Origin of the sequence: Streptomyces sp. 796.1, assembly GCF_047525675.1 — a bacterium.
Taxonomy (GTDB): Bacteria; Actinomycetota; Actinomycetes; order Streptomycetales; family Streptomycetaceae; genus Streptomyces.
In genome coordinates, this window is the sequence record NZ_JBLIWA010000004.1 from 21,849 (window position 1) to 40,564 (window position 18,716).

11 protein-coding genes are annotated in these 18,716 nt (G+C 70.5%); 6 read left to right on the forward strand and 5 right to left on the reverse strand.

Annotated elements, in window-relative coordinates:
* Nucleotides 1-14 precede the first annotated feature (14 nt).
* Nucleotides 15-5,225, reverse strand: coding sequence for a nitrate- and nitrite sensing domain-containing protein (locus ACMA1D_RS04465; RefSeq protein ID WP_414722538.1), 5,211 nt, complete (start codon nucleotides 5,223-5,225; stop codon nucleotides 15-17).
* A gap of 499 nt (nucleotides 5,226-5,724) precedes the next feature.
* On the opposite strand from ACMA1D_RS04465, the gene ACMA1D_RS04470 reads away from it, so the two are divergent.
* Nucleotides 5,725-6,570 (forward strand): hypothetical protein, encoded by an 846-nt coding sequence (locus ACMA1D_RS04470; RefSeq protein ID WP_414722539.1) that lies wholly within the window; start codon nucleotides 5,725-5,727, stop codon nucleotides 6,568-6,570.
* Between the two features lie 190 nt (nucleotides 6,571-6,760).
* Here the strand turns inward: ACMA1D_RS04470 and ACMA1D_RS04475 are convergent, their stop codons facing one another.
* A complete protein-coding gene (locus ACMA1D_RS04475) occupies nucleotides 6,761-7,288 on the reverse strand; it encodes a MarR family transcriptional regulator (RefSeq protein ID WP_349991542.1) in 528 nt (175 codons plus the stop codon).
* Between the two features lie 247 nt (nucleotides 7,289-7,535).
* Here ACMA1D_RS04475 and ACMA1D_RS04480 point away from each other — a divergent pair, with 247 nt between their 5' ends.
* Both ACMA1D_RS04480 and ACMA1D_RS04485 read left to right on the forward strand, forming a co-directional pair.
* Entirely contained in the window at nucleotides 7,536-8,378 is an 843-nt protein-coding gene (locus ACMA1D_RS04480) for a lysozyme (RefSeq protein ID WP_414722540.1), read from the forward strand.
* 415 nt (nucleotides 8,379-8,793) lie between these two features.
* Nucleotides 8,794-9,378, forward strand: coding sequence for a TetR/AcrR family transcriptional regulator (locus tag ACMA1D_RS04485; protein ID WP_414722541.1), 585 nt, complete (start codon nucleotides 8,794-8,796; stop codon nucleotides 9,376-9,378).
* 384 nt (nucleotides 9,379-9,762) lie between these two features.
* Here the strand turns inward: ACMA1D_RS04485 and ACMA1D_RS04490 are convergent, their stop codons facing one another.
* Together ACMA1D_RS04490 and lon are read right to left on the reverse strand one after the other, a co-directional pair.
* Nucleotides 9,763-10,362 (reverse strand): NAD(P)H-dependent oxidoreductase, encoded by a 600-nt coding sequence (locus tag ACMA1D_RS04490; protein ID WP_414722542.1) that lies wholly within the window; start codon nucleotides 10,360-10,362, stop codon nucleotides 9,763-9,765.
* Nucleotides 10,363-10,747: 385 nt separating this feature from the next.
* Nucleotides 10,748-13,198 carry an endopeptidase La gene (lon, locus tag ACMA1D_RS04495; protein ID WP_414722543.1) on the reverse strand — a complete coding sequence of 817 codons (2,451 nt, stop codon included), beginning with the start codon at nucleotides 13,196-13,198 and terminating at the stop codon, nucleotides 10,748-10,750.
* Nucleotides 13,199-13,797: 599 nt separating this feature from the next.
* Between lon and ACMA1D_RS04500 the strand changes: the two genes are divergently transcribed.
* The 3 genes from ACMA1D_RS04500 to ACMA1D_RS04510 all read left to right on the forward strand — a co-directional run bounded on the left by ACMA1D_RS04500 (nucleotide 13,798) and on the right by ACMA1D_RS04510 (nucleotide 18,058).
* Nucleotides 13,798-16,041 carry an MMPL family transporter gene (locus ACMA1D_RS04500; RefSeq protein WP_414722544.1) on the forward strand — a complete coding sequence of 748 codons (2,244 nt, stop codon included), beginning with the start codon at nucleotides 13,798-13,800 and terminating at the stop codon, nucleotides 16,039-16,041.
* Nucleotides 16,042-16,151: 110 nt separating this feature from the next.
* A complete protein-coding gene (locus ACMA1D_RS04505; RefSeq protein WP_414722545.1) occupies nucleotides 16,152-17,381 on the forward strand; it encodes a sensor histidine kinase in 1,230 nt (409 codons plus the stop codon).
* Nucleotides 17,378-18,058, forward strand: coding sequence for a response regulator (locus ACMA1D_RS04510; protein ID WP_414722546.1), 681 nt, complete (start codon nucleotides 17,378-17,380; stop codon nucleotides 18,056-18,058). Before ACMA1D_RS04505 ends, ACMA1D_RS04510 begins: the two co-directional genes overlap by 4 nt.
* A gap of 206 nt (nucleotides 18,059-18,264) precedes the next feature.
* Here ACMA1D_RS04510 and ACMA1D_RS04515 read toward each other — a convergent pair whose 3' ends face one another.
* Nucleotides 18,265-18,654: a VOC family protein gene (locus ACMA1D_RS04515; protein ID WP_414722547.1), complete on the reverse strand. Its 390-nt coding sequence runs from the start codon at nucleotides 18,652-18,654 to the stop codon at nucleotides 18,265-18,267.
* Nucleotides 18,655-18,716: the final 62 nt, after the last annotated feature.

Here is an 18,716-nt window from a genome sequence, read left to right on the forward strand (position 1 = left end):
CCGGAACATCGCGGTCAACTGCGTGCCTCCTCGACGGATTCGCCCTCGCCCAGCGCCCCCACCTGCTGCTGCGGCGGACCATGCGGCGCCCAACGGCCCTGCGGCTGTTCGTCCTGCGCTTGTCGATCGTGCGTGCGTTGCTCTTGCGTGCGTTGCTCTCGCGCGTGGTGCTCTTGCGTGCGTTGTTCTTGTGCGTGGCGGTCTTGCGTGCGTTGCTCTTGTGCCTCGTGGCCTTGCGAGGGGCGGTCTTGTGGGTGGTGGCCTTGTGCCTCGTGGCCTGGCGAGGGGTGATGCGGCATCTGTCGCCCCGCCCCCTGCCCCTGCTCGTCCTGAACCCGCGCGCCGTCGCCCCGCACACCCTGGCCCTGCGCGCCCTGGTCCCGCATGTCCTGGTCCCCTTGGCCCCAGGCGCCTCCGCCCAGCTCGCTCGGGTCCTGCCCGCGCTGCGACTGCGACTGGGCCTGTACATGCTGGGCCGCCACCTGGTGGGGCTGTACGTGCTGGGTCTGGGCCGCCACGTGCGGGGCCACTACGTGCCGGGGCTCCACCTGCTGGGCCTGGGCCAGTGCTGCTTCCGACCCCAGGACCTGTGGTTGCTGGCCGTACTCGCGATGGCCCTGCGGCCCCCGGTCACCCGGCGACAACCCGCCCCAGGGCTCCCGTCCCGGATCTCCCTGGCTCCCCTGCTGCCCCTGGTACGGCGGAACCTGGGACTCCCACTCTCGGGACGACGGAACCTGCCCCAGTCCCTGGCCTTGCCCGTACGGCGCCGGCGCGTACTCCCCCTCCCCGTACCCCGCTTCCCCATACGGAACTTGCTGATGCGATTCCCGCTCGAAGGCCGACCGCACCGACTCGGCTGCGGCCTGCGGCGACGCGGCAGTCGGCGGCGGGTCATAGGGCGGCAGCCCACCGCCAGGCGCCTCGGCCCGCGGGCCTCCCGGCCAGCCGTCCATCCGCGGACCCGCCGGCGAGGGGCCGGGCCGCACCTCGCCGGGCCACGGCCGGCCAGCGGTCGAACCGCCGGACCACGACGGGCCGTGCTCCTGCCACTCCCCTGGCAGCCCCTCCGCCACCTGGCCCGCCGCCTCCCAGCCGACCGAGGGCTGCTCATCCAGCGGTAGTCCGAGCGCCCCGAACGAGGTTTCATGCGACGCCACGCGCGGCCCGACCGCGCGCGCTAACTCCCCGTCCGGCGAATCAGCCGCCACCTGCCCGTGCTGGGCCACGGCCCGCTCGGCGATCTCCGCCTCCGCGTCCCGTCGACCATTCCTGGCCCCCTGCTGGAAGCCACCGAGCCGACGACGCAACTCATCGGCGTCAACCGTGCCCCGCTCACTCGCTACAGCGCTCCGCGGTGCGACCACCCGCGGGGTGCGCATGGGCAGCCCCCTCGGGGTTCGCGGCCCGGCCCCGTCAGCCACCCCGCCCGAGGCCGCCGCCCCACCATCGGATGCCGCGCCCCCGGCTCCGGCATCAGCAGACGCCCCACCACCCCACCCGTCCTTTGCGGACGCCAAGTCCGGCGCGCCACCAGCGCGCCCCCCGACGCCCCCCGGCGCCACGTCACCCGTCGCACCACCCGGCTCCGTCGCGCCATGCCCCACTTCCGCACCGGGTCCAATGGCACGAGGTCCCCGACCACCGGGTGCCAGCGCCTCAGCCCCACCAGTACCTACACCGCCAACCTCAGCCCCTGCCAACCCCGTTACCGCGCGTTGGGCCTCCGTGCCCCCCGACTCCCCGGCATCCGACGGAGGCACAGCCAGCCCCCGCGCATCCGGCGCTGCGCCCCGCCCAGCGGCAGAACCCGGCGCCGTACCCGCCCACGCCCCACCGCGCACCCCCGCCGCACCGGACGCCAGCCCGTCCGGCGGGGCCGGTCGGAGTCCCGCGGCGCGGTGGGCATCGCCGGCCGGCACGGCTCCGCGCAGCGCGTCGTCCTCGTGCCGCCGCACCGCCTGCGGCTCCCCGGAATCCGGCGTCTGAGACGGCACGCCACCGTGGACCGGCGCCACTTCGAGCGCCGTCGACGGGGCCCGCGAAACCTCCTGGCCAGCAAGCTCAGCCAAGCGCACCGCCCGCTCCGCCGCAGCCACCAGCGGATCAGGGTCCTGCCCCACCACGGGGGCAGCCGCCGACTCCTCTGCCCCTCGCGCAGCAGCGGCACCGTGCGCTCCCGGGTCCGTCACCGCCCCGTCCGTCCGTCCGACGCCGGCATCTGCGAACTGCTGCTCAGTTCGGAACGCCCCCGGCCCCTGGTACGCCGGCCCCTGTACCTGCCGCACCTCCCACACCGCACCCGGCTCGCCAAGCTCCACTTCTACGCCCGGACCAGCCAGGCCAGCCGGACCAGCCAGGCCAGCCACGGTCTCGGCATCGCCCGCGTGCGCCGAGCCGTCTCCCGGCAACCCCGCCGGCTCGGGCCCGGGCCCCCAGGGCTCGCCTGCCGACGGCATGGCCCCGGTGAGCTCGGGCCGGCCGTGCTCGCCGTGCCCGTGGCTCTTCGGAAGCGCCGGCTCCGAACGCCGCTCCCGACGGCGCCCCGGCCCCTGCCCGGCCGCCGTGATCGGCGCGTCCAGGGCAGAGCCGGTCTCGGGGGCCGGCGCCACTCCGGACACTCGGGTGGCGGTACCCACACCGGAAAACGTCGCTCCCCGCGGAGTGGTGGCCGCATCCTGGCCGTCCGCCTCCCCCTCGGCCCGCGCCACCTCGCCATACCCGTACGAACCGGGAAGACCGGCGTCACCGGCGACATGCACGGCGGGCGGACCAGCCATGAACACACCCCGAACGGGCCCGCCCGGCGCAGCCGCCCCCGAAGCACCGGCATCCGCGTACGAGGCGGAACCGGTCGCTGCCGCATCAGGCGATGCGTGAGCAGGGTCCGCGGCAGGGACGGGCCGGGAGTCAGAGCCGTGCACCGGCAGCAAGGCCGATGCCCCACCAGTCCCGGCACCCTGCACGCCCCGGGGGTGGCCCGGCTCATGGGCGGCCGAGCCCTGCTCGATGTCGGCGAAGGCACCGGGGCGCCCGTCGGCCACGGCGCCATGCGGGGCAGACGCGCGGACCGCATCGGTCTCGCCCCCCTCCACCACCAGCCCGGCACGCCCCTCGTGCCCGCGGCCCGCCGGCGGGGCGGCCGTTGGCTCCTCTCCGTTGCTCCCCGAGGCTGCGACGTTGGCGCCCGAGGCCGCGAGGCCGGTGCCGGCGGGCAACGGAACCGAGGCACCGGTGGCGAACCCCCGGTGGCCCGTACTCAACGCCACGGCGCGGACACCCCCGGCCACAGGACGCCGATCCGGCAGGATCGACTTGGGGAGTACGACGACCGCGGTGACCCCGCCCTGCTTCTGCTCCCGGAGCTGGACCCGGACGCCGTGCCGGGCCGCCAACCGGGTCACCACGTACAGGCCGAGCCCCAAGGGGTCCTCCGGCTGCGGCCCCTGGCAGTACTCCGGAACGGGATCGGCGAGCCGGGTGTTCAGCTCCTCGAAGCGATCGGCCGTCATGCCGATCCCCTCGTCCTGAACGGAGAGCATCACCTCGCCGTTCTCCAACAGCCATCCCGAGACGTGCACCTCGGTGGCGGGCGGGGAGAAGATCGTGGCGTTCTCCAGCAGCTCGGCCACGAGGTGGCTGACGCTGTCGGCGGCGAACCCGGCCACCTGCGCCTGTGGGGGCAACGCCTGGATACGGATGCGCTGGTACCGCTCCACCTCGCTGATCGCGGCCCGCAGCACGTCGAGCAGCGGCACGGCGCCCGCATGGTTGGACTGCCGCTCCGAACCCGCGATCACCAGCAGGTTCTCGCTGTAACGGCGTATCCCGGTGGCCAGGTGATCAAGGGTGAACAGAGTTTCGAGCCGATCCGGGTCCTGCTCGTTCGCCTCCATCGTCTCGATGACGGCCAACTGTCGTTCCACCAGCCCCAGCGTGCGCAGGGCCAGATTGACGAAGCTGCTGTGTACCCGGTCGCGGAGCCCCTTCAGCCGGGTCTCGGTCTCCTCCTTGAGCCGGCTGAGCTCCTCGCACTCCTGCCGCACCTCCGCGATCTGCGCGGCCTGGTGCTGCCGGTCCTCGATGAGCTGCCCACGCTCCGCGGCGAGCTTGGCCACGCGGGCACGCTGGCTGCCCAGCCCCTCGTGCAGATGGTTCACCGACCACACGACGGCGGCGAACTCATCGTCACGGTCCGCGTCCCGACGCCCCAGGGCCAGCGGCTCGATGTCCGCCGGGTCGTCGGCCAACCGGCGGACACCGGCGCGCAACGCGCCGAGCGGGCGCGTCACCGACCGCACGGCCAGCGCACACACCGTGAGCACCAGCAGCAGACACCCGGCGAGCAGCCCGGCATGCAGTTCCAACTCGGTGACCCGGTCGTGTCTGGCCTGCTCCGCGCGAGTCACCCCCGCCGCCGCGAGTGCCGCCTCCACGCCGCGCATCCGTTCCACCCGGGCGGTGAGTGCGTCCCCCACCCGGTCCCGGTCCGGAGCCGACCCCGTATTCGCAGCCGGCGGGGCGCCCACGAGGTCCTTGAGGTAGCGCTCGGCCTCGTCCGTCTTCGCCCCGCGGACGGTGCGCACGTACCGGTCGCGGGCGGAGCGGGCGGCCGACTGCCGGAAGTCGGCGAACGCAGCCTCCTCCCGGAGGCGTGCCTGGTACGCGGCGGACGTGAGGCCCGGCTGTCGGCCGCCCGACGCGAGCGCGCCGAGCAGCAGGGCCCGGCTACCGGAGGCGTGTTCCACGGCCCGGCCCAGTGGAGCCAGTGCGTTGGGGTCGGTCGCGCCGGCCGCTCGGTGCAGCGCCCGTACCGCCTCGGTGTACGCGTCGAAGGTGTCCACGGCCGAACCGGGGCCGGACAGGGCGCGCTGCCGCATCTGCGGTAGCTCCCGCAGTCGCTCGGCGGCACCGGCGAAGGTGACGGAGGCATCGGTGGCAGTGGCACGGAGGGCCGCTGACTGGCGGTCGACGCGGGTCCGCACATCTTTCGGCGCTCCGCCGCCCGCCGCCGTGGACCTACCCGTCGCCACATACTCGGTCATGGCATCGCGCTCGTCAGCCAGTGAGTGTGCGAGGGCCACTGCGGCGACGGCCGCTTCGGCACGGTCCACCCGGCGTTGGGCGTCCTTCGCTTGGTCGACCCCGGTGGCGATCACGGGCGCACCGGCCGCGAGCACCGCCACGGTCACCACGGATGCCGACGCGACCAGCCGGTTGCGCACCCGAGCCCGGTGTCCCCGCCCGGATCGCTGCTCGCCTCGATTGCTGTCGCTGGCCCGAAGCCGTCTTTTCCGCACCGGTGCCCACATTCTTCTCTCGCCAGACCCGCCGTGGTTCCAGGAGGTGACGACAGCACCGCAGTTGTTCCGGGTCTGTGCGCTCGGTCGCAAGACCGCGCACTCGCGCCCGCTCCTGGTACGGAAACCGACCCTTCCAGTACCGCTGCGCGCCGGGCGCACATAGACAACTCGGCCACTCGAACGAGTGAACATGAGCCGGAAGGCGGCCACCAAGGTGCACCACACACCGTAAGCACGCACCACCGCGTACACACGGCAATCAACCCGCTGTTCCGAAAAGATGATCACCGGTCGCTTTACCCGGCCCAATTCCATCTGAATTTCACCTCCTAGAAACCGTCTGGAATCCATTGGTGCGGTCCGATCTCACAGGCCACTGCCCCATGAATGGCCACGAGTTACGATCCGGCACACTTGCCTCATGCGCCTCGACCTCACCACTGTCCCCGGGGACCCCCAGCGCCCCAATGAGGACTACGCGTCCATAGCGCTGCCTGCCTCCGGACAAGGCGGCTCGTTGGTACTCCTCGACGGCGTTACTCCGCCCTCCGAGCCCTACGGCTGCCGACACTCGGTCCCCTGGTTCACCTCCCGACTCGGGGGCGCGCTGCTCGAACTCTCCGGTTCGCAGCGGGACACGCCCCTTGCGGATTGCCTGGCGCAAGCCATCGCCCGAACCGCTGACGCGCACCGCGACACCTGCAACCTCTCCCATGTCCGTACTCCACAGGCGACCGTGGTCACCGTCCGCTGGGACGACGAGCGCCTTGAGTACCTGGTGCTGTCGGACTCCTCCCTGCTGATCGAGGCCCCTGACGGGCAGGTGGATGCGGTACTCGACTCCCGGCTCGACGAGTTGCCACCGTCCGTACGTGCCCTGGGCGCCGCCACCAGGGCCCTGCCGCGCGGCTCGGCCGAGCGCCGCGCAGCCGGCGCCGAGTACGGTCGTGCGGTCGAGGCCCTGCGCAACGCCGAAGGCGGCTTCTTCACCGCCGCCGCGGACCCGGAGGTGGCGCGCCTCGCCGTGACCGGCACCAGGCCGCGTAACGCCGTCCGAGCGCTCGCCGCGCTGAGCGACGGGGCGACGCGTTGGGTCGAGGTATTCCGGGCGGGCGACTGGACGGAGACTCTGGCGCTCCTTCGCAAGGAGGGGGCGCAAGCGCTGATCGACCGGGTCCGCGCCGCAGAAGACTCCGACCCGGACGGCACCGCCTTCCCGCGCGGCAAGCGGCACGACGACGCGACGGCGGTCTACGTCGAGCTATAACCCGCCGCTACGGGCCTGAGCTCGGGGCTCGCCCGTTGCACCACACCTATCTGTTCGTCACACGGTCCCCTTCTTGTTGCTTCCGTCGGGTGAGGTAGCTCGCGAGGGGCGGCGGGCCCCAGCAGTGAGGTTGGCGACGTCGTCCCCTCTGCCCGACGAGCGGGGTGCCCGCCCACTCGGCATGGTGGGACTACCGGTCGTGCATGGCGGTGGTTCCGCTTCCGTCATGCGGTTCGGAAGATTCGGAAGATGACGACGAGTCGGGAACGTGATCTGTTTCGTGGCCAGCGTTCAGTCGGTGGAGCAGCCGAGCCAACTCCGCCACCTCTGCCCGGTCCCAGCCCTCCAGGCGCTGGGCGTAGCGGGCACGCAGTCCCTCCCGTACCCGGGTGAAGCGCGTGCGGCCCTCTTCCGTCAGATGGACCAACCACGCCCGTCCGTCATCGGGGTCAGGCGCCCTTGCCACCAGACCGAGCGTCTCCAGCGCTCGCAGTTGGCGGCTCACCGTCGCCTTACCGACCCCGAAGTAGGCCGCCAGGTCCGTGGCCCGCAACTGTCCGGCATCACTCAGTCGGGCCAACAAGCCATATGCGGCTGGTTCCAGATCAGGGTGCACCTCCCGTGCCATCTCGCCCGAGTTCGCACGAGCTCGACGGAGAAAGACGGACAACTCACGTTCAAGAGCCAGAAAGGCACTGTCGACCCCCGTTCGGCCCATGCCCTCGCCAGCTCCCCCGACCCCGGTGTTGTGCACGTCAGCACCTCTCCGGCTTTTCAGCTCGTGAAAGTTTCGTCGCGCCGCGACGTGTTGCCGCAGCTCCGCAAGTATTTTGCAGGAATAGACCACGCTCCCGCCTAGGCCCTCTTCCCATTCCAGCTTCTACGCCCGTAGAGTTGGTTATGTCATGGCCATTCCAAAGCCATGCCATGCACTCTCCCCCACCGAGGCCATCGGAGGCATCGCCATGCCCGCGCACAGACCCGGTTCCCCCCGCCGCTCCCTCACCACAGTGGTCGGGTTTCTCGCATCCTTCCTCGCCATGACCATCGCCTTCACGCTCCCGGGCACGGCTTCCGCCGCCCAGCGCCCCATTCCCCACCCGGAAAGGGACTGGATGGGCTCCACCATCCTGGAACGCGAAGGCGGTAACCCGAACAACCCGGCCCCCACCACCCGCGTCGCCTCCGTCGAAGGCGTCGACGTCAGCAGCCACCAGGGCAACGTCAACTGGCCTGCGCTCTGGAACAGCGGCGTCCGCTGGGCCTACGTCAAGGGCACCGAGGGCCTGACGTACAAGAACCCGAACTTCGCCCAGCAGTACATCGGCTCCTACGACGTCGGCATGATCCGTGGCTCGTACCACTTCGCGCTGCCCGACGTCTCCAGCGGCGCCCAGCAGGCGAACTACTTCGTCAACAATGGCGGCGGCTGGTCGCGCGACGGCAAGACGCTTCCCGGCGCCCTTGACCTGGAATACAACCCGTATGGCGCCACCTGCTACGGGTTGAGCCAAGGCGCGATGGTTAACTGGGTGCGGGACTTCTTCAACACCTACAAGGCACGCACCGGACGCGACGCCGTCATCTACACGTCGACCAACTGGTGGAAGGCGTGCACGGGCAATTACGCGGGCTTCGGGAACACGAATCCGCTCTGGGTCCCGCGCTATGGGTCGTCCGTGGGCGAACTCCCCGCCGGATGGGGCTTCCAGACCATGTGGCAGTACACCTCCTCGGGTCCGATCGTTGGCGATCACAACCGGTTCAACGGCGCATATGACCGCCTCAAGGCCCTCGCCAACGGCTAACGGCTCTCGCGTGCGCTTCCGCTCCACCTTTCGGGCAACGTTCTCCGATTCTTCGCCCGACTCGTTTCACCGTCATTGCGTGAGATCACGTATCGCCGCCGCTCAGCGTCGATAGCGGAGACACGACACGCACGATGGGTGGGTCCCTCTCGCTGCCGGTCCGCGAGAGGGGCCCTTTGCGTATCCCCCGCATCACCTGACTGCTCCCGCCACGTTCTCCGCCGCCCCCAGTTCTAGCCGCCCTGCGCCCGCCCCCATCTCGGCCTCGGCCTCGACGGTAAGCCGAACCCGTACGGACAGGTCTGTCTGTATCCTGGGGCTTCAACCCGGGCGCAACATGCGAAGGACGCGGCGAGCTCACCAGCTCCAGCGGCGGGTCGGCGCCCGACACCGCACACATCTTGGAGCGTGACGCATGACCGACAAGCGGCCTCCCGCTCGCAGTCGAATTCTCGACACCGCGACGGAACTGTTTGGCGCACACGGCGTGCGAGGGGTGGGCGTCGATCGCATCATCGCCGAATCTGGTGTCGCCAAGGCGACCCTGTACTCCCATTTCCGCTCCAAGGACGATCTCGTTGTCGCTTATCTGCGCGGCGCCGATGGCCACTGGCGCGGCAGCTTGCAGCAGGCGGCGGCCAGCGCCGGCCCTGCACCTCGCGATCAGTTGCTCGGCCTGTTCGACGCTCTCCATATGGCCACGGTCTGTGACGGCTTCCGCGGATGCGCTTTCCTCAACACGGCATGCGAGACCGAGCGTGGCACTGCGCCCCACGCGACCAGCGTCGAGCACAAGCAGGCCGTGCGCGCCTGGCTGGGCACGCTCACCGAGGCCGCAGGCGCGGACCAGCCGGACCTGCTTGCCCGCCAGCTCAGCGTGCTGATCGACGGCGTCATGTCGGCTGCCGCCCTCGAACCGACGCCGGACTTCGCAGAGGCCGCCCGAGCCGCCGCCCGCACCCTCATCTCGGCCGCCTGCCAGGACAAGGCACCTGCCTAGGCGCAGCCGGCGTGAGGTCACAGCGTCGCCCGCAGGAGACGTGCACGTACGCGTTACGGCCCAGGGCGCGCCGACTCTGCGACGCCGACGGCCGGGTCGGCGCCGCCCGGCGCGTAAGGCCGAGAAGAGCTCGCGAGGCCCCATGCCGGGCGTCGCCCCCAGCCTCTCCCACCTGCCGCCAAGGCACAGGGCCCGAGCAGGCCGTGCCGACACCTGACCGTGGGCGAGTTTCGTCCGCATCGTTTCGACCCGCCCACTGAGCTAAGCGCCCCAGACAGAGAGCCCTTTCGGACAGCGAAGGCGCGGACGACGACGGCCCCGACGCAGCGAGGACGCTGGGCCGGGACCGGAGGGCGCAGGCGACAGGGGATGCTGTCGCTGCCTTCAGGCCGCCAGACTCGACTCCTCGACCACGAAGTCGGCCTCGGCTATTCGCCACGCCTCAGGCAGAACGCCGGACCGCAGTAGATCTCGGTAGACGTCCTGAGCATGGATCAGCCCTGCATCATCCAGGCGATTAGTGCCGTAGATGATGAACGGTTCCTCATAACTCATCCCCGTGAGCTCGGCCGTCGCATCGAAGGGGCGCAGCAGTTCAGGAACGGGGAAGCGGTTGAAGCCCTCGGAACGGTACGAATCGCGCGGCCCACCGACGGTGGTGGCGACCCGGAACGACTTCCCGCGCAGGGCGACGCCCTTGGAGCCGTACGCAAAGCCGTACTCGAAGACCTCGTCGAGCCACTGCTTCAGCAAGGGGGTGGCGGAGTACCAGTAAAAGGGGAACTGAAGCACGATGCGGTCGTGCTGGAGGAGAAGGCGCTGCTCCTCGGGCACGTCGATGCGGCCATCGGGATATGTGGCGTACAGGTCATGGACCGTGACCCCGTCGACGTCCTTGATGGCATCAGCGAGAGCGGCGTTGATGCGCGAGTCGGTCAGCTGCGGGTGAGCGAGGACGACCAGGGTGCGGGGCTCGACTGCCACGGAGATCTCCTTTTCGGCAGGGCACTTGCACCCCTGCACACGATGAAGCCAGACGAATGGGCCGCCAGAACAGACAGGTCTGTCTGGTTCGCCTTCAAGCTAACAGACAGACCTGTCTGACTGTCAAGGAAGATCAGTGCCTCAATAGCCCTTTCACTCTTCTGAGTTCGAGGCGGGAATCACGTGAGCACCGCGGCCAGCCTGGGCATACAGACCCCGGCACCACCCACCGCCATCAGCACCGCAGTCAGCAGTCAGCAGTCCGATCGTCGCCCCCCTCACCTGCACGCTCACCACCTCATGCCAACGGCCGACGGCCAGCGCCCCTCCTCACACGCTGGCGAGGAAGGGCGCCGACGTCGGCCGTCGGTCAGTGCGGGCTGGTTCAGGCAGCCACCGGAGTCCGCGGGGCCGCACCAGGCTCGGTGTCCGTTGCCGCGGCGGGCCGCAGGGCCAGTTCAAGCACCTGCCGCACGTCCGCGACGGGGTGCACGTCGAGCCGTTCGAGCACCTCGGAGGGCACGTCGTCCAGATCGGGCTCGTTCCGCTTGGGAATGATCACGGTCGTGATGCCCGCCCGGTGGGCGGCCAGCAGCTTCTGCTTGACGCCTCCGATGGGCAACACCCGTCCCGTCAGGGACACTTCGCCCGTCATCGCGACGTCGGGGCGCACCTGCCGTCCCGACAGCAGTGACGCCAGTGCCGTGGTCATGGTGATGCCTGCGCTCGGCCCGTCCTTGGGGACCGCGCCAGCCGGCACGTGCAGGTGGACACCGCGTTCCTTGAGGTCAGCGACCGGCAGTTCGAGCTCCGCGCCATGTGAGCGCAGGAAGGACAGTGCGATCTGCGCAGACTCCTTCATTACGTCCCCGAGCTGGCCCGTCAGCGTCAGCCCCGCACCACCCGTCTCAGCGTCGGCCAACGACGCCTCGACGTACAGGACATCGCCACCGGCCCCCGTGACGGCAAGTCCGGTGACCACCCCGGGAACGGCCGTACGCCGCTCGGCCGGGTCCTGGGCTGCCTCCGGCGTGTGGTGCGGGCGGCCGATCAGCGGGCGCAGCTCGTCCGAACCGATGGTGAACGGAAGGTCCCGTTCGCCGAGCTCGTGCTGAGCGGCGACCTTGCGCAGCAGCCTGGCGACGGACCGCTCCAGGTTCCGCACGCCAGCCTCGCGGGTGTACTCCCCCGCCAGCTTACGCAGCGCCTCGTCCTCCACCACGACCTCGTGCGGCTCGATTCCGGCACGCTCCAACTGCCGCGGCAGCAGGTGGTCACGGGCGATGGTGACCTTCTCGTCCTCCGTGTAGCCGTCGAGGCGCACCAGGTCCATCCGGTCGAGCAGCGCCTCGGGGATGGCTTCGAGCACGTTGGCGGTGGCCAGGAAGACGACGTCGGACAGGTCGAGTTCAACTTCCAGGTAGTGATCCCGGAACGTGTGGTTCTGCGCCGGGTCGAGCACCTCAAGGAGGGCAGCGGCCGGGTCCCCCCGGAAGTCGGAACCCACTTTGTCGATCTCGTCGAGCAAGACCACCGGGTTCATCGACCCGGCCTCCTTGATCGCCCGGACGATGCGCCCCGGCAGCGCGCCGACGTACGTGCGCCGGTGGCCGCGGATCTCCGCCTCGTCCCGGACACCACCCAGGGCGACGCGTACGAACTCGCGCCCCATCGCGCGCGCCACCGACTCGCCGAGCGAGGTCTTGCCGACGCCGGGGGGACCGACGAGGGCCAGCACTGCACCGCCCCGGCGACCGCCGACCAGGCCCAGACCACGGTCGGCGCGCCGCTTGCGCACGGCGAGGTATTCGGTGATGCGCTCCTTCACGTCATGCAGTCCGGCGTGGTCCGCGTCGAGTACCTGCCGGGCACCCTTGATGTCGTAGGCGTCCTCGGTGCGGCGGTTCCACGGCAGGTCGAGCACCGTGTCCAACCAGGTCCGAATCCAGCCGCCCTCGGGACTCTGATCAGAGGACCGCTCCAGCTTGTCGACCTCCTTGAGCGCGGCCTCGCGCACCTTCTGCGGCAGGTCAGCCGCTTCGATGCGGGTGCGGTAGTCGCCGCCCTCGTCCTCGGAGTCGCCGTTGAGCTCGGCGAGTTCCTTGCGTACGGCATCGAGCTGGCGGCGCAGCAGGAACTCGCGCTGCTGCTTGTCCACGCCGTCCTGGACGTCCTTGGCGATGGATTCGGCCACGTCCTGTTCGGCCAGGTGGTCGCGCAGCCAGCCCATGGCCAGCTTGAGGCGCGCCACCGGGTCGAGCGTCTCCAGGAGTTCCAGCCGCTGGGCGACGGAGAGGAAGGGCAGATAGCCCGAGTTGTCCGCGAGTTGCGAGACGTCGTCGATCTGCTGGACGCGGTCCACGACCTGCCAGGCGCCCCGCTTCTGTAGCCAGCTCGTGGCCAGCGCCTTGTACTCCTTCATGAGCTCGGCCTGGGAGCCAGGGGACAGCACCGCGGCATCCGGGCCGGCCTCCTCCACCGGCGTGCCCTCGATCCACAGCGCGGCGCCCGGGCCGGTGGTGCCCGCCCCGACGCGCACCCGATGCACGCCGCGGATCAGCGCACCCGGGTCGCCGTCGGAGAGCCGCCCGACCTGTTCGACGGTGCCCAGAGTGCCTACCGCCGCATAGGTCCCCTCGATCCTCGGCACCAGCAGCACCTGCGGCTTTGCGCCGCTCGCCGTGCCGCTGTCGGACCTGGCGGCGGCCTGGGCGGCCTCCACGGCAGCCCGCACGTCGGCGTCCGTCAGGTCGAGCGGCACGACCATACCGGGCAGTACGACCTCGTCATCGAGCGGCAGTACAGGCAGGGTGAGCGGTGTAGACAGCGAAGCCATGATCTCCCCTTCGGCAGGCAAGTTGAGCTACACCGACTCAATGCATGTGAGGCTCCCATTGTTCCCCAGGCCTTGTTCGCTGTGAGCGATCAGCCGATCGTCCGGTAGTCCCAGCGCCGCTGGCACCCGAGATCGCGCGGCGGCGACCGCTGTCTGGCCTCCTCTTGTCGAACCCTTCGCCAGGCCGCTTTACTCCTCGCTGGTCTCGCGCTGAGCAGGGGTTTCCTTGCTGGGGAGCTGGAGGGCGCTCGCGGATCCGAGCAGGGGGGGCGGTGCCCCGGTGCTCCGTGTCGATGCTGTTGCCGCACCGCGCCGCGTCGTGGCGTGACCTGGCCAGGGCTGTCCTGAGCGATTCGGGCCGCGATGCCCGTACCCCTGACTGACTCGCGCGCGGGACCGTTTCGTGGGGCTGGGCGACGGGCGATGTCACTACGCGGCCGGGGCGCACCCGGTGCCGGGGCGTCGTGCGAACTACTGCGCATTCAGTAGTGGGTGGTGTGGATGCAGTAGCCCGCATTGTCCGTAGCCGCATGACGACGCGGCGGGCCCCTCGCGGCGAGCCTTGAGCAGTCATCGCTTGTGGAGAGGGAGACCCTGACGTGGCGACATTTCTTTACCGGCTCGGGCGCGGCGCCTTTCGGCGGCGCGGGCGGGTCCTCCTGATATGGCTGGGGGTGCTGGCCGCGGTCGCGGTGGGCGCCGCGCAGGCGTCGGGCCCCTCCGACGAGGAGTTCTCGATGCCGGGGATCGAGGCGCAACAGGCGTTCGACCTGCTGGAAGAGCGCTTCCCCGGGGCTGCGGCGGACGGCGCAACCGCCAGGGTCGTCTTCGTCGCGCCGGGCGGACAGCGGGTGACGGCGGGCAAGGCGCGACAAGCCGTGGACGAGGCGGTCGACATGCTGAGCGATGGCTCGCAGGTGGCTGACGTGACGGACCCGTTCGAGTCGGACGCCGTCAGCAAGGACGGTTCGACGGCGTACTCGACCGTCACCTACCGGGTGCAGTCCTCCGAAGTCACCGACGCCAGCCGGGTGGTGGTGAACGGGGCGGCGGATCAGGCCCGGGCAGCGGGCCTGACGGTGGAGACCGGCGGATCGGCGATGGACAGCGGCGGCGACCCCGGCGGGGCCGCGGAGATCATCGGGCTCGCTGCCGCAGCGGTCGTCCTGCTGATCACGTTCGGATCGCTGGCCGCGGCGGGACTGCCCCTGCTGACCGCGCTGGTGGGCGTTGCCGTGAGCCTGTTCGCCATCGTGCTGCTGGCGGGGCCGTTGGGGCTGTCGGCGGACACCCTCACCCTGGGCATGATGTTGGGCCTGGCCGTGGGCATCGACTACGCCCTGTTCGTGGTGTCCCGCTACCGGGAGGAACGGGAGCGCGGCCGGGCGGCCCAGGAGGCGGCGGCGGTTGCTGTGGGGTCCGCCGGGTCGGCGGTCGTGTTCGCCGGGGTCACCGTGGTGATCGCACTGGCGGGCCTGTCGGTGGTGGGTATCCCCACGCTGACGAAGATGGGCCTGGCCGCCGCGGGGGCCGTCACGGTCGCCGTGCTGGTGGCGCTGACGGTCGTTCCCGCGCTGCTCGGCTTCTGGCCCGACGCGGTCCTGGCGCGCAGGGCTCGGAAGGGCCGTAAGCGGGGGGCCGGCCTGGCCGCGCCGTCGAACAGTGGTCAGCCAAGTACTGACGGGCGCACCAACCTGGGCACGCGCTGGGCCCGTTTCGTACTGCGCCGCCCCGTGGCAGTCCTGGCGCTCGGCGTGGTCGGGCTGGGGGCGCTGGCCGTGCCGACGGCCTCGCTGCAACTCGGCATGCCGGGTGACGAGGCCAAGTCCACCGCCAGCACCGAACGCCGTGCTTACGACGCCCTCGCCGAGGGGTTCGGCCCCGGCTTCAACGGGCCGCTGACCATCGTCGTGGATGCGCAGCAGGCGCCCGACCCGCGTGCGGCGGCACGCATCGTCCGGGACCGGATCGGTGGCACGGACGGGATCGTGTCGGTCTCCCCGGCCAGCTTCAACCAGGCTGGTGACACGGCCGTCTTCCGAGCCACCCCGTCGACCAGTCCCACGGACGAGAAGACCAAGGACCTGGTGGAGTCGATCCGTGACGACCGTCCAGCCGTGGAAGAACGGGCGTCGGCGACGTTCGAGGTCACGGGCACAACCGCGCTGAACATCGACATCGCGGCGAAGGTGCAGTCCGCCCTGGTGCCGTACCTGGTCGTGGTGGGCGGCTTGGCCGTGATCCTGCTGCTGGTGGTCTTCCGATCCGTGTTGGTGCCGATCAAAGCGGCTCTGGGCTTCGTCCTCTCCGTGCTGGCGGCGCTGGGCGTACTGGTGTTGGTCTTCCAGGAAGGGCATGCTGCGAGCCTGTTCGGAGTGGAGCAGACCGGGCCGATCATGAGCCTGATGCCGATCTTCATGATGGGCATCGTCTTCGGTCTCGCCATGGACTACGAGGTGTTTCTGGTCTCTCGGATGCGGGAGGCGTACACCCACGGCGAAGGTGCTGGTCAGGCCGTCGTGTCCGGATTCCGGCACAGCGCCCGGGTGGTGACGGCCGCTGCGCTGATCATGATCGCCGTCTTCTCCGGATTCATCGGGGAAGAGGGTTCGTTGATCAAGATGCTCGGGTTCGGCCTGGCCGCCGCGGTGCTCTTCGACGCCTTCGTGGTTCGTATGGCGATCGTGCCGGCCGTACTGGCCCTGCTCGGGGCGCGGGCCTGGTGGCTGCCCGACTGGTTGGGCCGCGTCCTGCCCCGCGTCGACGTGGAGGGCGATGCGCTCGGGCGGTCGGACCGCCAGTCCGGACCTGACGCGACCGGGCCGGTGCGGGCGCCCAGGTAGCCGCCCTGCCCACCGGACCGCCCGGGTACAGCACCACGGGCGGTCCGCGCCTTCGTCTCCGTCCCCATCAGCGACCATGGACCTCGGCACACCCCCACACGGAGGGCCTGATGACCAGCAACCTCGAACGGTACGCGGACCGCCATGCCCGGCCCGCCGACGTGGTGACGGCGGTGGCGTTGTGTGTCTGCACCCTCTTCGGGGCCCAGATCAGTACATCCGAATCCTCCCCTCCTCATGCCCTGTGGCCCGCCTGGATCCTCGTCCTTTCCGGCGCGGCCGTCCTGGCCGCACGCAGCCATCCGCGTGCCACCCTGACGGTCACCGCCACGGCGGCGGCTGTGCTGACCGCCCTCGGATATCTGCCGAGCCCCCTGCTGTTGGCCCCCGTCATGACCGCCCTCTACTGGGTCGCGGCGCTCACCGACTCGCGCACCACGAACGTCTACGGCTCCGCCACCGTGGCCGTACTGGTGGCCACCTCGCTGGCGGCTGCACCGCTGGGCGACGACTTCATCCTCAGGACCGTGGGCACAATCCTGTGGCTCCTGCTGCCGGTGTCCCTGGGCGGTAGGAGCCGCTTCCGGCGTGCTTACCTCGAATCCGTCAAGGCACGCGCCGCGCATGCCGAACGCACCCGCGAGGAGGAAGCCCGACTCCGCGTCGCCGAGGAGCGCATGCGCATCGCCCGCGAACTCCACGACGCCGTCGCCCACCACATGGCCGTCGCCCATGCCCAGGCCGGGACCGCCGCCCACCTCGCCACCACCCAGCCCGAGCAGACCCGCAAGATCCTCGCCGACCTGGTCGGCACCACCACCTCCGCTCTCCTGGAACTCCGCGCCACGGTGGGCGTACTACGCCAGACCGCCGACCCCGTCGCCGACCCTCTGGCGCCCACCCCGGGCCTGGACCGCCTGCCCGAACTGGTCACGGCCTGCGCGTCAGCCGGCCTCACGGTCACCGTCAACACCGAAGAAGAGGCCCAACCCCTGTCTCCGGGAGTCGATCTGACCGCCTACCGCATCATCCAAGAAGCCCTGACCAACGCCACCAAACATGCCGCCGACCACACCGCCCGAGTACGGCTCCGCTACGACACCTCGCGCCTTCTCATCACCGTCACCAACGACGGTGCGTCCCACGGCGGGGCCCTCCCACCCGTGCCCGGCGGCGGATACGGGCTGATGGGAATGCGCGAGCGTGCCCACTCCGTCGGCGGCGAACTCCGCGCCGGTCCGCGCCCCGAAGGTGGCTTCGAAGTCACGGCCGCCCTGCCCTTTCAACCCCACACCCCGGCGAACGCCCCAGCCGGCCGAGGCCCCGAGGAATCCCGTTGACCATCCGCGTCCTGCTCGCCGACGACCAGGCGCTGCTGCGCGGCACCTTCCGGCTGCTGATCGATTCCTGCCATGACATGGAAGTCGTCGGCGAGGCCGCTGACGGCCACCAAGCCGTGGAACTCGCCCGCACTTATCGGCCGGACGTCGTCCTCATGGACATTCGCATGCCGGGTGCAGACGGTCTCGCCGCTACCTCCGCCATCTGCGCCGATCCCGAACTCGTCGGCACCCGTGTGCTCATCCTGACCATGTTCGAGACGGAGGAGTACGTGGCCCAGGCGCTGCGCGTCGGCGCCAGTGGCTTCCTCGGCAAGTACGTCACCACGGATGCCCTGCTGGGCGGCATCCGCACCGTCGCGGCCGGCGAAGCCCTGCTGTCTCCCGGCGCCACCCAGGCCCTCATCACCCGCTTCCTCACCACCCCCGCCTCCGGGCCACCGCTCGCCCCAGTCGAGCGTCTCGCCGACCTCACTCCCCGCGAACAAGAGGTCACCGCCCTGGCGGCGCACGGGAAGTCCAACGACCAGATCGCGCAGGAACTCGTGTTGAGCGTGCTGACCGTCCGCACCCACATCCAGCGGGCCATGACCAAACTCGGCGCCCGCGACCGGGCTCAACTCGTCGTCATCGCCTACCAGAGCGGCCTCGTGCGCCCCGAACCGCCCAGCCTCTGAGGGCACCACGAGGACGCCACGCACCGTGGTGGCCAGACGACTTGTAGCGCAAAAACTCGCGGCGCGCTCCCCCGTCATGCGCCACGGAGCCCAGCGAACCGCCGTGGCCGTCCTGCCTGGTTTGCGCGTTGCGGCCGGGCGCTCCGCTGGAGCATCCGATCTGCCCGGCCGCCACGTCTATCGACGTCCGGGCCCGCGCTTGGGGCCTACGCCTGGGGCATGTAGGCCAGCTCCCACACGTGACCGTCGAGGTCCTGGAAGCTGCCTCCGTACATCGGACCGTGCTCGGTCGCCGGCTTCCACGCCTTGCCGCCGGCCGCTATGGCGCGGGCGACCATCTCATCGATCTCCTCCCTGGACTCGGCGGTCAGACAGGTGAGGACCTCCTTGACGCTCGTGGCATCGGCGATCTCTCCGTTGATGAAGCTCTTGAAGTGCTCTTCTGCCAGGAACATCACGGAGACGTTCTCCGCGACGACCATCGCCGCGGTGCTCTCGCTGGCGAACTCGTCGTTGAACTCGAAGCCCAGCTCGCGGAAGAACTCGGTCGAGCGCTTCACGTCGCGGACCGGCAGGTTGATGAAGACCATGCGCATCGCGGTGACTCCTCAGTCCGTTGGCGCCCCGGGGTCAGGCCGGCCAGGGGTGCGCCCACACT